General features: G+C 55.1%; 17 protein-coding genes. 13 read left to right on the plus strand and 4 right to left on the minus strand.

What is annotated here, in order from left to right; all coding sequences use genetic code 11:
- Position 1: 1 nt before the first annotated feature.
- From AC3WQH_RS03875 to rpe, 4 genes are read left to right on the plus strand one after another with little or no spacing between them, the layout of a single operon-like run.
- Positions 2–757, plus strand: a complete 756-nt coding sequence (locus tag AC3WQH_RS03875; RefSeq protein WP_005831036.1) for a Stp1/IreP family PP2C-type Ser/Thr phosphatase — start codon at positions 2–4, stop codon at positions 755–757.
- Positions 758–762: 5 nt separating this feature from the next.
- Positions 763–2745, plus strand: a complete 1983-nt coding sequence (gene pknB / locus AC3WQH_RS03880) for a Stk1 family PASTA domain-containing Ser/Thr kinase (protein WP_026557359.1) — start codon at positions 763–765, stop codon at positions 2743–2745.
- Positions 2746–2763: 18 nt separating this feature from the next.
- On the plus strand, positions 2764–3654 hold the full coding sequence (gene rsgA / locus AC3WQH_RS03885; protein WP_007779188.1) for a ribosome small subunit-dependent GTPase A: 891 nt from the start codon (positions 2764–2766) through the stop codon (positions 3652–3654).
- Positions 3648–4295, plus strand: coding sequence for a ribulose-phosphate 3-epimerase (gene rpe / locus AC3WQH_RS03890; protein ID WP_007779185.1), 648 nt, complete (start codon positions 3648–3650; stop codon positions 4293–4295). The genes rsgA and rpe overlap by 7 nt, the downstream gene beginning before the upstream one ends.
- Before the next feature lie 230 nt (positions 4296–4525).
- On the opposite strand, the gene AC3WQH_RS03895 is transcribed toward rpe, so the two are convergent.
- Both AC3WQH_RS03895 and AC3WQH_RS03900 read right to left on the minus strand, forming a co-directional pair.
- Entirely contained in the window at positions 4526–4951 is a 426-nt protein-coding gene (locus AC3WQH_RS03895) for an RDD family protein (protein WP_005831029.1), read from the minus strand.
- 114 nt (positions 4952–5065) lie between these two features.
- Positions 5066–6196, minus strand: a complete 1131-nt coding sequence (locus tag AC3WQH_RS03900) for a M20 family metallopeptidase (protein WP_035316857.1) — start codon at positions 6194–6196, stop codon at positions 5066–5068.
- Between the two features lie 329 nt (positions 6197–6525).
- Between AC3WQH_RS03900 and AC3WQH_RS03905 the strand changes: the two genes are divergently transcribed.
- From AC3WQH_RS03905 to spoVM, 6 genes are all read left to right on the plus strand, one after another.
- Positions 6526–7350 (plus strand): transporter substrate-binding domain-containing protein, encoded by an 825-nt coding sequence (locus tag AC3WQH_RS03905; protein WP_005831027.1) that lies wholly within the window; start codon positions 6526–6528, stop codon positions 7348–7350.
- Positions 7351–7406: 56 nt separating this feature from the next.
- Entirely contained in the window at positions 7407–8066 is a 660-nt protein-coding gene (locus AC3WQH_RS03910; protein WP_005831026.1) for an amino acid ABC transporter permease, read from the plus strand.
- Positions 8059–8781 carry an amino acid ABC transporter ATP-binding protein gene (locus AC3WQH_RS03915; protein ID WP_005831025.1) on the plus strand — a complete coding sequence of 241 codons (723 nt, stop codon included), beginning with the start codon at positions 8059–8061 and terminating at the stop codon, positions 8779–8781. The genes AC3WQH_RS03910 and AC3WQH_RS03915 overlap by 8 nt, the downstream gene beginning before the upstream one ends.
- A 141-nt stretch (positions 8782–8922) precedes the next feature.
- On the plus strand, positions 8923–9483 hold the full coding sequence (gene thiT, locus AC3WQH_RS03920; RefSeq protein ID WP_007779172.1) for an energy-coupled thiamine transporter ThiT: 561 nt from the start codon (positions 8923–8925) through the stop codon (positions 9481–9483).
- A gap of 246 nt (positions 9484–9729) precedes the next feature.
- Entirely contained in the window at positions 9730–9867 is a 138-nt protein-coding gene (locus AC3WQH_RS03925; RefSeq protein WP_162129876.1) for a hypothetical protein, read from the plus strand.
- Positions 9868–9887: 20 nt separating this feature from the next.
- Entirely contained in the window at positions 9888–9971 is an 84-nt protein-coding gene (spoVM, locus tag AC3WQH_RS03930; RefSeq protein WP_005831022.1) for a stage V sporulation protein SpoVM, read from the plus strand.
- A gap of 95 nt (positions 9972–10066) precedes the next feature.
- On the opposite strand, the gene rpmB is transcribed toward spoVM, so the two are convergent.
- A complete protein-coding gene (gene rpmB, locus AC3WQH_RS03935) occupies positions 10067–10255 on the minus strand; it encodes a 50S ribosomal protein L28 (RefSeq protein ID WP_005831020.1) in 189 nt (62 codons plus the stop codon).
- 247 nt (positions 10256–10502) lie between these two features.
- On the opposite strand from rpmB, the gene AC3WQH_RS03940 reads away from it, so the two are divergent.
- Genes AC3WQH_RS03940 through AC3WQH_RS03950 form a run of 3 tightly spaced genes read left to right on the plus strand, consistent with a single transcriptional unit; the run spans position 10503 to position 13464 of the window.
- Positions 10503–10868 carry an Asp23/Gls24 family envelope stress response protein gene (locus tag AC3WQH_RS03940; RefSeq protein ID WP_005831018.1) on the plus strand — a complete coding sequence of 122 codons (366 nt, stop codon included), beginning with the start codon at positions 10503–10505 and terminating at the stop codon, positions 10866–10868.
- Between the two features lie 13 nt (positions 10869–10881).
- Positions 10882–12588, plus strand: coding sequence for a DAK2 domain-containing protein (locus AC3WQH_RS03945; RefSeq protein ID WP_005831017.1), 1707 nt, complete (start codon positions 10882–10884; stop codon positions 12586–12588).
- 21 nt (positions 12589–12609) lie between these two features.
- Entirely contained in the window at positions 12610–13464 is an 855-nt protein-coding gene (locus AC3WQH_RS03950) for a DegV family protein (protein ID WP_005831016.1), read from the plus strand.
- A 161-nt stretch (positions 13465–13625) separates the two neighbouring features.
- Here AC3WQH_RS03950 and AC3WQH_RS03955 read toward each other — a convergent pair.
- On the minus strand, positions 13626–13882 hold a 257-nt coding region (locus AC3WQH_RS03955), incomplete at its 5' end, for a DUF6199 family natural product biosynthesis protein (protein ID WP_492331915.1).

Consider the following 13882-nt stretch of genomic DNA (forward strand, 5'->3'; position numbering starts at 1 on the left):
CATGGAAATCGCGATGAAATCCCATGTTGGCCGCGTCCGTCAGATCAATGAGGACTACTATGCCTGTGTTGCCGATCTGAACGGACGCGTGCTGGCCATTGTTGCAGACGGTATGGGCGGCCATCAGGCTGGGGACATTGCCAGCCGCCTTGCTGTTGAGCGAATAGTAAAAGAACTGCGCCACCTGGATGGGCAACTCGACGCAGAAGACGCGCGCGAGCAACTGATGAATGCCGTTCTGCTTGCCAACAGGGAAGTCTACGATTACGCTGTGAACCATCCAGAGTGCAGCGGAATGGGGACGACCGTTGTGGCGGCGCTGTTGGGAGAATCTTCCGTTATCACCGCCCATATTGGCGACAGCCGTCTGTATTTTTACAATGCAGACGGGCTGGTGATGAAGACAGAGGACCATTCTCTGGTGAACGAACTCTTGAAAAGCGGACAAATCACCGAGGAAGAAGCATCGGTCCATCCGCATCGAAACGTGATTATGCGTTCGCTCGGCACGGAGCCGGATGTGTTGATTGATTTGGGACAGTTCGAGTGGTCGGAGGGCGATGTCGTCCTCATCTGCTCGGATGGTCTCACGAACAAGGTAGGCCATGCCTCTCTGGAAAATTGGTTACAGAAACAGATATCGCTGCAAGCAAAAGTGGACGGTCTGGTGCAGGAAGCGCTGGATGCCGGTGGGGAAGACAACATTACGCTGGTTGCTGTCCAAAAAAAGCTTGATGTCGGTCAGAAAGAGGGGTGAGAGAGATGGAAGGTCAACGACTGGGAGGACGGTATCAATTGGAATCCCGCGTCGGCGGAGGCGGTATGGCGATCGTATACAAAGCCAGGGATTTGATCCTGAATCGTCCGGTGGCCGTCAAAGTGCTGCGCTCGCAGTTTGGTACGGACGAAGACTTTGTCAATCGGTTTCGGCGTGAAGCGCAGGCGGTGGCAAGCTTGTCTCACCCCAATGTGGTCGGGGTGTACGATGTAGGCCAGGAAGGCGACACGCACTACATGGTGATGGAGTACATAGAAGGCTGCACGCTCAAGGAAGTCATTATCCAGCGTGGGGCATTGCCCGTAGAGGAGGCAGTGCGCATCGCCGAGCAAATTTGCGATGCACTCGATCACGCGCATCAAAACCAGATCATTCACAGAGACATCAAGCCGCACAATATCATGATCGGAAAAAATGGCAGAGTGAAGGTGACGGACTTCGGTATCGCGCGCGCCGTTACTTCTGCTACGATTACCCATACGAACGCCATGCTTGGCTCTGTCCATTATTTTTCGCCGGAACAGGCGCGTGGCGGGATTACGGGAGAAAAGTCCGATATTTACTCGCTCGGGATCGTGCTGTATGAGATGGTGACCGGGGAGCTGCCGTTTTCCGGCGATTCGCCGATATCGGTGGCGCTCAAGCATTTGCAGGAGCCGTTGCCCGAGCCGCGTCAGGTAAACCCGAACATTCCGCAAAGCGTGGAAAACGTCATCTTGAAGGCGCTGGTCAAAGATCCGTTTCTTAGGTACGCATCCGCGCGGGAAATGCTTGAAGATTTGGAGACGTGCCTGTTTCCGGAACGGTTGAACGAAGAAAAGCTAACCTTCCCGGTGGATGAGGAGATGACGCGCGTCGTTCCGATTATTACACCGGAGATGATGGAAGGGCACACGAGCGGCCGAACAGGAGTCGGACAGCGCAGCCGCCATGAGCCGTCCGAAGAAGACGAGGATGATAAGCCGCCGAAAAAATGGTGGGTCAAGGCTCTTTTCTGGGTCGGTGGCATTGGACTGTTTTTCGTGCTTGCGTTCTTCGGTTTCAACTTCTTGTTGAACGTGTTCCCTTCCATTCCTGAGGTGCCTGTTCCGTATGTGGAAGGAATCCAAGTGGAACTCGCCGAGGACAAAATCAAGGAAAAAAATCTCGTACCGCAGATTGTAGAAGAAGCAAGCGATACGATCGAAAAAGGCATGGTCATCCGTCAGGACCCGGCACCGCCGATGAGGCTGAAGGAAAAGGCCGTCGTCACCTTGTACGTCAGCAAAGGCCAGGAACTGATCGACATGCCGAATCTGGTCACGCTGCCGCGGGCAACGGCGGAGGAAACGTTGAAAAAGAACGGCTTCAAGCTGGAAATGGTCACGTTCGTCGAGGAAGAGGACGACAAGGCCGAAGTGGGAACCGTCATCAAGCAGTCGCCGGAAGCGAATGAAAAGGTGTATCCGGGCAAGACGAGTGTGAAGGTGACGATCAGCAAAGGCAAAGCGTTTGTCCGCATGCCGGATGTGCGGGGAAAATCGGTGGAAGCGGCCCAAGTGGAACTGTTCAAAAAAGGGCTTGGTGTCGGAGAAATCAAGGAAGTGCCAACGTACACCACCGACAAGGCGGGCGAAGTGCTGAGTACGCATCCGTACGACCCGGGCATGCAGGTCCAAAAAGGCGTAGCCGTTCCGCTGACAGTCAGCAACGGGCAGTATCCGCAGGATGCCAAGTCTGCTGTAGCGACGGTGTACGTGGAAGTCGTACCGGGCGAGACCGTGGAAGTCAAGATCGAAGTGACAGACGCGCGCGGCGAAGCAAAAGTATTCCAGCAAGAAACAATCGCGGAAAACAAAGAATACGACGTGCCGGTCGTTCTCTCGCCGCAAAAAGACGCAGTTGTCCGAGCAACAGTCAAAAGGCAGAACGACACCGAATTCAGGGATTATCAAACCATTCCGATCTCGTATAACAGCTTGCCGTAGGATAGTGGAGGGACATGAATGCCAGAAGGACGGATTGTGAAAGCGCTGAGCGGCTTTTACTATGTAGCCGATGAGGGGCGCATCTACAGTTGCCGTGCAAGAGGGCTGTTCAAGAAAAAAGACGCCAAGGTGAACCCGCTCGTGGGCGACTGGGTCGTCTACGATGCGATCAATGAAGAAGAAGGCTATGTCATGGAGGTGGGCGAAAGGACCAATGAGCTGGTCCGCCCGCCCATTTCCAATGTAGATCAGGCTGTTCTCGTCTTTTCCATGTACAAGCCGATGTTTAGCTCGCTGCTTTTGGACAAGTTTTTGGCTCATACCGAGCACGTCGGGATCGATTCCGTCATTGTGCTGTCCAAAGCCGATCAGGTGTCGCAGGAAGAAGTGGACGCCATCGTGCGCCAATACGAGGCCATCGGCTATCAGGTGATTCCGACCTCGACGGTAGACGAGCGCGGCCTAGAGGAAGTGCGCTCCATTTTGCACGACCGGATTACCGTTTTCGCCGGGCAGTCAGGAGTGGGAAAATCATCGCTGATTAACACGCTGTTCCCTGGCGTCAGCCTGCAGACAGGCGATGTCAGCCAAAAGCTGGGACGCGGCAAGCATACAACCCGTCACGTCGAGCTGATCCCGCTTCCAGGCGGCGGCTATGTGGCCGACACGCCAGGCTTCAGTTCGCTGGAGTTCATCGACTTTACCGAGCTGGATCTGGCCGAGTCGTTCCGTGACTTTGCTGCCCTCAGCGCGGATTGCAAATTCCGCGGCTGTCTGCACGTAAGCGAGCCGTCATGTGCCGTCCAGGCGGCGCTGGCGGCAGGCGAGCTGAGCGAGGATCGCTACGAACACTACAAACAGTTCCGCGAAGAGCTGAAAGAATATCAACGGAGGAACAAACCATGGTAAAAATCGCACCTTCTATCCTGTCAGCGGATTTTGCCCGTCTGGGCGAGGAGATTCTCGATGTTGAGCGCGGGGGAGCAGACTGGATTCACGTGGATGTGATGGATGGACATTTTGTGCCGAACATCACGATCGGGCCATTGATCGTCGAGGCAATCCGTCCCGTGACCAAGCTGCCGCTGGACGTGCATCTGATGATTGAAGAGCCGGACCGCTACATCCTGCAGTTTGCCAAAAGCGGTGCGGACTGGATCACGGTTCATCAGGAAGCGTGCCGCCACCTGCACAGAACGCTCTACCTGATTAAAGAACAAGGCGTGAAGGCTGGCGTTGTGCTCAATCCGGCCACCCCGATTGCGACTATCGAGCCTGTGCTGCCTGATCTGGACATGGTGCTTTTGATGACCGTCAACCCTGGTTTTGGCGGGCAAAAATTCATCCACAACGTCGTGCCGAAAATCAAGGCGCTGCGCGACCTGCTGAACGAGCGCGGGCTGGACCATGTCGAGATCGAGATCGACGGCGGCGTCAATGCCGAAACAGCGCGCCTGTGCGAAGAGGCGGGAGCGACTGTACTCGTCGCAGGCAGCGCGGTGTTCAACCAGCCTGATCGCGCAAAAGCGATTTCAGCGATTCGCGGATAAACGAAAACGGTGAACAGGAAAAAGCCATCTGCAACAAAACGGCGCAGATGGCTTTTTGGCGTGCGAAAAAAATGGAGCGGCCGAGCAAAACGCCGTGTCCGCAACGAGGCTTTTGCCGATGCGGCAAACACAGCATCCGGCATCCGGTTTTCGGCTGGCAAGCAGTCGCCTGGCGCGGAATTTTCCGCAATCCTAGTGGCGCTTTTCTGCTGAAAACAGGCAATCATCTGCTAGGGACGATCAGAAGTCACATACGTACCGGCGATCAGGTCGTGAATCGCGCGCTTGTCTTTGCGCACACAGACCATGATGAGGCTCACTAGGGCTCCCAGCCCGAACGTAATGCCATAGACGAGCATCATGCCGACGAGCACGCGCAGCAGCATCGTGCCGATCCCGACAGACTCGCCGTCCACGCGGGCGATGCGCACGCCGACAATTCTTTTGCCTACCGTATAGCCGGACCAAAATACCGGAACGAGCAGGCTGTATAGCGTGGAGATCAGATTGGTCGCGAGATTTCCTTCCGTTTGGCCTGTAATCCAATAGCTGATGATAGCCAGAGGCACACCGATAATCAGTCCGTCCAGCAGGGACGCTCCGAGACGCCGCCAAAACCCGACGGGATTGCTTGGCAATGGTGCAGCGTTTTCCATACGTACCCTTCCTTTCTTTTCCGAGGCTAGGGAATATATATGTTTGGTCAGTTGAAAGTATTTCATGAAAAAACGCCAGCGATTCCTCGGCGATCAAGCGGGAGAAAAGCTTTTTTACAGGGTGGTCAACAGGCGGAGCAAAACTGCCATGCGGCCGGGGATGGCATCGACGACGACGTGCTCGTGGGAGGCGTGGGCGCCGTCACCGACAGGGCCGAGTCCGTCGAGTGTCGGACATCCGGCATCTGCGGCAAAATTGCCGTCACTGGTTCCGCCGACACCGCACTCCGTCAGCTCGAAGCCTTCCAGGCGCGCTTGCTCCTGGGCAAGCGAAAACAGCTTCGCGGTACCGTCGGTCCGCTCCATCGGCGGCTTGGCAATGCCGCCCGCAAGTTTTAGCTCTGCGCCAGCGAGCACAGGGGAGAGCTCGTTCATCAGCCGGGTAATCCGCTCGGCTTCGTCGTGGCTTTGAACGCGGACGTCGATGTCCGCCGTCGCCCAGTCCGGAACGACGTTGGAGACGCTGCCTCCCTTGATCGTGCCGACAGACAGGGTCGTTCCTTTGGCGTAGTCTGTAAACGACTGAATCGCCAGGACGTGATGGGCCAACTCCTCGATGGCATTCACCCCAAGGGCGTGATCGTTGCCAGCATGAGCAGCGCGTCCGGTTGCGGTCAGGAAAAATTCCCCGCCGCCTTTGCGGCTCGTTTTCAAGGAACCGTCTCCGGCTGCCGGTTCCAGCACCAGCGTGTATTTGCTTCGCGCCGCTTCCTGTCTAATCAGTTGCTCGGAGGAGACACTGCCGATCTCCTCGTCCGTATTCCAGAAAAAGACCAGCTTTTTCCGGAGCGGGAGCTTGTGCGAGATGATCGCGCGCAGGGCGAAGTAGGCGAAAACGATCCCGGCTTTCATGTCGTACGTGCCCGGTCCGTACAGGCGGCCGTCTTCCTCCCGCCACGGCTCCTTCGCAAGCGTGCCGATTTCCTTCACCGTGTCAAAATGTCCCAGCACGAGAATTTGCTCGTCGCCCTCGCCGTATTCGATGCGGAGTTGGTCGCCGTACGTTTCCTGCGGCAGACGCTCGATCCGGCAGCCCAGCTCGCGGAAACGCTCGGCGATCAGCAGGCCGAGCCGATCGACCGCCTGCTTGTTGTGGGTCGGGCTTTCCATCTCCACGTAGGTGCGCAGCTCGGCCACGATTTCCGGGAGCTGCTCGCGAAAATAAGACGTCCAGTTGGTCATCATCGTCTTCCTCCTTTATGTACGAGCTTTTCATATGCACTATAAAGCTTCGCGCCCCTTTTCGCCAGAGAAAAATCCGACGGGCCGTCACGATATCCTTAAGAAGTCGGGCATACTAGGCAGAGCAGGAAGCACGGCATACAAAAGGAGGAAAGTGATTTGTGTGTAAAATTCTGTATTTTGCATAATTAACAGATGGTGAAAAAATGATTGAAATTGTTTAGTTATTGATTAAAATAGTCATTATCCTGCATAAATATAAGTTGTTGTGCAAAATATTCTAGGCAAGCATGGCTGCTTTTGCAGTAAATCATTTCAACCGGGGGTACACAATGAAAAAACGGACATCGATTCTTTCTCTTGCATTATCGTCTCTGCTGGCTGCGGCGATGATCGCAGGCTGCGGCACGGGCAACCAGCCACAAGCGGGCGCAGGCCAGGAGCAACCGGCAGGCCAAGGAGGACAAGCTGGCGAGAAAAAGACGCTCATCATGGCGACGTCTGCGGACTACAAGCCGTATGAATACCACGACCTGACCAGCGGCAAGGACGAGATCGTCGGGTTTGACATCGACATCGCCAAATACATCGGCAAAGAACTGGGCTATGAAATCCAGATTACCGACATGAACTTCGACGGACTGGTTCCGGCGCTGCAAACGAATCGTGCCGATTTCGTCATGGCGGGCATGACGCCAACGGATGAGCGCAAAAAAAATGCGGATTTCTCCGAGATCTACTATGAAGCGAAAAATACAATCGTCTCCAAGAAGGATAGCAACATCACCAAGCCAGATCAGCTCGCGGGTAAAAAGATCGCCGTACAGCTTGGCTCTATCCAGGAAGAGGCGGCGCAAGAGCTGGCGAAAACCGTACAAGGCTTGCAAGTGACTTCCTTGAACAAGCTGGGCGAGATCGTGGAAGAAGTAAAAACCGGCCGCGTCGACGCTGCCATCATCGAGGACCACGTGGCCAAAAGCTTCGTAGAGAGCAACCCTGGCTTGCAGTTCACCACGATTGAATCGAAAGAAACGAACGGCTCTGCCATCGCTTTTCCAAAAGGCTCTCCACACGTAGCGAAGTTTAACGAGGTTATCAAAAAAATGCAGGAAAACGGAGAAATGGACAAGCTGATCCAAAAATGGTTCGCTCAATAATCTCTGAACGCAAAGCTTTTTACAACTACGCAACGTAGCAAGAGGTGAGAGAGGGCATGAATTTGGATTTTGCGCAAATCGTGCCCTATATCCCTTTCATTTTGCAGGGGATAAAGGGCACGCTGCTTGTTACATTGATTTCCGTCGTTTTAGGCTTCATCTGGGGCTCGATCCTCGCACTCATCAAAATTTCTAAATTCGGGCCGCTGAATTGGCTCGCTGTCGCCTACACGTCCGTCTTTCGCGGAACGCCGCTGATTTTGCAGCTCACGTTCGTCTACTTCGCGACTCCGCAGCTCACCGGCTACAACATTTCGCAGTTGGAAGCAGCCGTCCTGACGTTTACCCTGAACTCGGGGGCGTACATTTCGGAGACGATTCGCGGCGGAATTATGGCTGTGGACAAAGGACAGTGGGAAGCGGCCAAGGCGCTCGGCATCCCGTATCGCCGCATGATGCTCGACATCATTTTGCCGCAGGGCGTGAAAAACATTTTGCCTGCGCTCGTGAACGAGACGATCGCGCTTCTGAAGGAGTCGGCGCTCGTTTCCACGATCGGTCTGTCCGACATCATGCAAAATGCGAACGTGGTAAAAGGGGCCATCTTCCGCTACTTTGAACCATACCTGATCGCCGGCTTCCTGTACTATGTCATGGTCATGATCCTGACATGGGTAGCGCGCGTAGTGGAACGGAGGATGAGACGCAGTGATTAAAATCGACAACATTACGAAGTCGTTCGGGCAACTGAACGTCTTGAAAGGCATCTCCACCGAAATCGGCAAAGGCGAGGTCGTGGCGATCATCGGGCCGTCCGGATCGGGAAAATCGACGCTGCTGCGCTGCATAAACCTGCTGGAAGTCCCTACCAGCGGCAAAATCGCGATCAACGGTCAGGAAATTACCGACCCAAAGGCAAACGTCATGGCGATCCGCCAGCAGATCGGGATGGTGTTCCAGCATTTTCACCTGTTCCCGCACATGACCGTGCTGAACAACCTGACCTACGCGCCAATCAAGGTAAAAGGCATGGCGAAAAGCGAGGCGGAGAAAAAGGCGCGGGAGCTGCTTGCGCGTGTCGGTTTGGCCGACAAAGCCGACGTCTTCCCGTCGCGATTGTCCGGCGGGCAGAAGCAGCGCGTCGCCATCGCCCGCTCGCTGGTCATGGAGCCGCAAATCATGCTGTTTGACGAGCCGACGTCCGCGCTTGATCCGGAGATGGTCAAAGAGGTGCTGGAGGTTATGAAAGGGTTGGCCCACACCGGGATGACCATGGCGATCGTGACGCATGAGATGCGTTTTGCGGAAGAAGTGTCCGACCGCATCCTGTTTCTGGACGACGGCCGACTGTTGGAGGATGCGCCGCCAAAAGAGTTTTTCCAAAATCCGAAAAGCGAACGGGCCAAGCAGTTTCTGGAAAAGGTCCGTTGAGCAAAGGAAGCCGCGGGAGCTTGTGCCTGCGGCTTTTCTCTTTGACAGGCGTTGGGACTTGGGCTAGAATCAGAGACAGCTTCGGTGGCTGTTGCTCTTTTATTATGAAAATTCATGAGGAATGACAAGGAGTGAAGGAGATTGGATCGTCAACGATTGGTCATCTTGCTGGAGATGGCGATGATGGCGGCGCTCGCGGTTGTGTTCAGCCAGATCAAGGTGTTTGAAATGCCGCAGGGCGGCTCCGTCTCGCTGGTCATGGTTCCGATTGCCTTGATCGCGGTTCGCCGCGGCTTGCTGGCGGGCGTCGTTACGGGGATGGTAGTAGGACTGCTTCAGCTCTTGTTCGGCAGTACCTTGGTCAATCCGGTACAAGTGTTGCTCGATTATCCGCTGGCGTTTGCCGCATTGGGACTGACCGGGCTTGTCCGCCTGTCCGGCCGGGAAGGAAAGAAGCAGCGGATCTTCGCGCTGTGGAGCGGCTTGCTGATCGGGGGGCTGGGTCGCTTGGTTTGCCATTTTACGTCGGGCGTCATCTGGTTTGGCGAGTACGCGCCAGAAGGCACGCCTGTCGCGCTGTATTCCTTTGTCTACAATATCACCTACCTGCTTCCCGAAATGATTATCGCGGGCGTCGTCCTGTCGGTGGTGCTGGGCAGCGCCTCGCAGCTTTTGTTTCCGGCGCGCGACCGATTGGCGTAGTGGGACCTGCATAAAAGACAGATTGTTTTCATAATGTATTCAGGCAGCAATTGCGTTGCCTGAATTTTTCTTTTCGCCGTCATCTGTTCTACCTGTGTTTGCAGCGGACATCGACATTTTCGCGTGGCAGGATACATGTTTATCCGACAGCAGAATATGATGTAATATGCACGTTTGGGAGAACACCTAAAGGAGGTGCAGCAAGAAATGGGATTGCGCTCCTATCGCCTGCGACAGGGGGGCGCCTTGCGACGTGTTCTCGGGGTTGCGTTGGCTGTCGGGGGAATCACCATTTTCCTGTACATGGCACCTCCGTGGGTTTGGTATAGCCTGTTGGCGGCGGCACTCATGGGGGCGGGCTGGTATTTGTATCGTGGGAAGTAATTTCGGTGAGGAGGGGTAGCATGCGATTTTACACCATCAAGTTGCCGAAGTTCCTGGGTGGCATGATTCGCGGCATCATCGAGGCATTCAACAAGAAAAAATGAAGACGCGGCCTCCTTCATGAAAAGACGGAAAAGGAACGTCGGAGAAATGCAAAAAAGCACCTCGAGGGTGCTTTTTTTCGCGTAGCTTGTCAAAACTACACGCGAGTGACGAGACCGGATTTCAGTGCTCGAGTGCTTACATAAACGCGCTTCGGTTTTCCGTTAACGAGAATGCGCACTTTTTGTACGTTGACACCCCAGGTGCGGCGAGTTGCGCGCATGGAGTGGGAGCGAGCGTTTCCAGCTTTTGCAGATTTACCTGTTACAAAGCAGCGACGTGCCATTACGATCCACCTCCCTTGTTGCATCTAAACGGGATTTCCTTGATGGGAAATACAAATACTCGACTATATTAGCACACCATTGCTGTCAATTGCAATACTTGACATGATGATTTGCCCCGTCTTTCTGCTAGGGTTGGTAGGTTCGACAAAACGCTTCATTTCTCCCATATGTTAGTGTAGAATTGAGGGAAGCATGGGTACGCTTACCTATGGAGGTCAAGCTGTTTAACAGAGGAGGAGTCCTTGCATGACAGTGGAAATGAGTACATCGCTAGGAAAGATCGATGTTACAGAAGACGTGATCGCACGAATTGCCGGAGGCGCAGCCATGGAAGTATTCGGGCTGGTGGGTATGGCTTCCCGCAAGGCGTTGAAGGATGGAATTGCTGAGCTTCTTGGCCGCGACAACCTGAGCAAAGGCGTCGTTGTGCACAATACGAACGGCGAAGTGGTTTTGGACATGCATATTATCGTCAGCTATGGCGTGAAAATTTCCGAGGTCGCCGGCAACGTGCAACGCCGCGTGAGATATACCTTGGAACAAACGGTAGGCATTGATGTCACGGCCGTCAACATCTTCGTACAGGGAGTTCGTACAGACAGAGATTCGTAAGGAGGAACAACAGTTGGTACATACGCATCTAGATGGCGTGCTGTTTAGCCGGATGGTTTACCTGGGGGCGAACCTATTATCCGCCAACGTCAGAGTAGTAGATGGCTTGAACGTCTTTCCTGTGCCGGATGGCGATACGGGGACAAACATGAATTTGACTTTCTCTTCCGGTGTGGACGAGCTAAGGCGCAAGGAATCTCCCCGAGTCGCGGACAGTGCTGCTGCTCTGGCCAAAGGGCTTTTGATGGGAGCGCGGGGAAACTCCGGTGTGATTTTATCCCAGTTGTTCCGCGGCTTTAGCAAAGCAGTCAATGGAAAAGACGAGGTGAATGCCCGTCAGTTCGCCGACGCCTTGAAGTCCGGTGTGGACGCTGCCTATCAGGCAGTGATGAAGCCGGTGGAAGGCACGATTTTGACTGTAGCCCGCGAAGCGGCGGAGATGGCTGTGCGTGCAGCGCGCACGTCGGATGACATTGTCTCTGTAATGGAAAAAACGTACGAGCAGGCGCAAGCTACACTCTTGCGCACGCCAGAAATGCTGCCTGTACTGAAAGAAGTAGGCGTCGTCGATTCAGGCGGACAGGGGCTTCTGTTTATTTACGAAGGCTTCCTGCGCGCCTTGCGCGGCGAGGAACAGATCGAAAGCGAAGAACACGCCAAGCCGTCCGTGAGCCCGGAAGAGCTGGACAAGCTGATTTCCGAGCAGCACAATGCGCAAGTCCACATGAAGACCGAGGACATCAAGCACGGCTACTGTACGGAATTTATGGTTCATGTGGCGCACAGCACGGAGCCGCACAAAAAGCCGTTTTCCGAGGTGCTGTTCCGCGGCCATCTCGATACGATGGGCGACTCGCTTTTGGTCGTTTCTGACGATGAGGTCGTCAAAGTACATATACATGCAGAGCATCCGGGCAGCGTCTTGCAATACGCCCAGCAGTTCGGCAGCCTGCACCGGATCAAAATCGAAAACATGCGCGAGCAGCATGCGAACATTCTCAAAGCGGAAGAGGGCAAAAGGGAAGCGCAGGCAGCGGCAGTGGCCCTGCCGGCGGACGAGCAGCTTCCGTACGGACTGATCGCAGTTGCCGCTGGCGAAGGCATCGCGAAAATTTTGCGCAGCATGGGCGTGCACGTCGTGATCGAGGGCGGCCAGACGATGAACCCGAGCACGGAAGATTTCATGAAGGCCATCGCCGGGCTGCATGCGCAACATATCATCATCCTGCCAAACAACAGCAATATTATCATGGCGGCGCAGCAGGCAGCCGAGCTGGCGGAAGTTCCCGTCTCGGTCGTGCCGACGAAAAGCATCCCGCAGGGGCTGGCCGCTTTGCTCGCATTCCATGCGGATGCCGAGCCTGCCGTGAACGCTTCGGCGATGGCAAAAGCGATCACCCAGGTGAAGACGGGAATGGTGACGCATGCCGTTCGCGATACGCAGATGGGCGACGTCGCGATCAAGGAAGGCGATTTCATCGGCATGGCCGAAAAAGAAATCGTCACGGCTGGACCGGAATTGCTGGAGTGCGCGAAGACGCTGCTGCTCGGCATGGCGGACGAGGACACCGAGATCATCACGATGTTCCTCGGCGAAGGTGCGACAGAGGAGCAGGCGGACGCGTTGCAGGAAGCTGTAGCGGACGCATACCCGGATGCGGAAGTGGAGATTCAGTTCGGCGGACAGCCGCTGTATCCGTTTATTTTTTCCGTGGAGTAATGAGGAGAGGAGCACGCAAGAATGCCAGTTGTGATTCTTACCGACAGCGCGTCCGATATTGATGCGTCTGTCAGGCAGTCGCTCGGGATTGTGGCTGTTCCGCTGAAGGTCATGTTTGGGGCGGAGACGTATCTGGACGGAGTGACGATCTCTTCCTCCGCGTTTTTTGACAAGCTGAAGCAGTCGCATGCCTTGCCGACGACTTCCCAGCCGTCTCCGCTGGAGTTTGCCGAAGCGTACAAGGCGATCTACGAGCAGTACGGAAGCGACGTGCAAATCATCGCCATCCTGTTGTCCGGTTCTCTGTCCGGCACGTATCAGTCGGCGATGATCGCCAAATCCATGCTCGATGAGAACATGGACATTACCGTGATCGACTCGCGCAAAGCTTCTTTTGTCCACGGAATGATTTGCGTGGAAGCGGCGAAGGACGCGAAGGCCGGGAAGGGCAAAGAGCAGATTCTCGATGCGATCGACCGCTATCTGGACGAGGTGCAGGTTTACTTCATCGTCGACACGCTGGAATTTTTGCAAAAAGGCGGGCGGATTGGCCGCGCCTCGGCTGTCATCGGCTCGCTGCTCAACATCAAGCCGATCCTGACGCTGGACCCGGCGGGATACGTCGCGGCTTTTGACAAAGTCAGAGGCACGAAAAAAGCGCTCAACCGCGTCCTGGAAGCGTTGCAGGAGTACGCGCAGGGCCAGCCTGTAAAAGTCGCCATCCTCCACAGCAGCGCCCACGAGCAGGCGGCTGAGCTGTTGGAGCGGGTGAAAAACGAGTTTCAAGTGACCGAATCGCACCTGGAGCAGATCGGTCCGGTGATCGGCACGCATACAGGGCCAGGGCTGTTGGGTGTCGTGATGGTCAAGCAGTAGGCACGAAAGTCCATGCGAATCATATGCGAGAAAGCCTCCCGAACGACGGGAGGCTTTTTGCGCGACAAAAGCAGCAACGCGTACGGACGAAACAGCGGAGAGCGGGATTCGCCGCCTGGCTACACGCCGTGATGCAAAACGAGCAAGCGCCCGCGCCTTGTTTATTCATAATAAACAAACCCGACGAGAATCAGCACGGCGAAAAGCGCCCCGGCCACTATGCGCAGCATGTCGAAGTAAAATTCGGACGGCTCGTCCTGACTGGTGCCGTGCTTGCTCACATACTCCCAGATCGCGCGCGGATAGAGGGCCAGAAAGCCGACAAACAATAGAAACAGGACCACTAGCGTTGCATAAAAAATGCGTTCGTAATTTGTCAAAGTATTCTGAATGACATTTTCAGCTACACAACCAAAAA

The sequence above is a fragment of the Brevibacillus sp. FW301-21C12A genome (genome assembly GCF_058788915.1).

Bases quoted from the DNA above. Each gene is read 5' to 3' on its own strand.
- AC3WQH_RS03900 (WP_035316857.1), bottom strand. From the start codon at position 6,196: ATGATGACCAACTGGACGTCTTATTTTCGCGAGCAGCTCCCGGAAATC.
- rpmB (WP_005831020.1), bottom strand. From the start codon at position 10,255: ATGGCACGTCGCTGCTTTGTAACAGGTAAATCTGCAAAAGCTGGAAAC.
- AC3WQH_RS03950 (WP_005831016.1), top strand. From the start codon at position 12,610: ATGCCAGTTGTGATTCTTACCGACAGCGCGTCCGATATTGATGCGTCT.
- AC3WQH_RS03895 (WP_005831029.1), bottom strand. From the start codon at position 4,951: ATGGAAAACGCTGCACCATTGCCAAGCAATCCCGTCGGGTTTTGGCGG.
- rpe (WP_007779185.1), top strand. From the start codon at position 3,648: ATGGTAAAAATCGCACCTTCTATCCTGTCAGCGGATTTTGCCCGTCTG.
- spoVM (WP_005831022.1), top strand. From the start codon at position 9,888: ATGCGATTTTACACCATCAAGTTGCCGAAGTTCCTGGGTGGCATGATT.
- AC3WQH_RS03875 (WP_005831036.1), top strand. From the start codon at position 2: ATGGAAATCGCGATGAAATCCCATGTTGGCCGCGTCCGTCAGATCAAT.
- AC3WQH_RS03910 (WP_005831026.1), top strand. From the start codon at position 7,407: ATGAATTTGGATTTTGCGCAAATCGTGCCCTATATCCCTTTCATTTTG.
- pknB (WP_026557359.1), top strand. From the start codon at position 763: ATGGAAGGTCAACGACTGGGAGGACGGTATCAATTGGAATCCCGCGTC.
- AC3WQH_RS03940 (WP_005831018.1), top strand. From the start codon at position 10,503: ATGACAGTGGAAATGAGTACATCGCTAGGAAAGATCGATGTTACAGAA.
- rsgA (WP_007779188.1), top strand. From the start codon at position 2,764: ATGCCAGAAGGACGGATTGTGAAAGCGCTGAGCGGCTTTTACTATGTA.
- AC3WQH_RS03905 (WP_005831027.1), top strand. From the start codon at position 6,526: ATGAAAAAACGGACATCGATTCTTTCTCTTGCATTATCGTCTCTGCTG.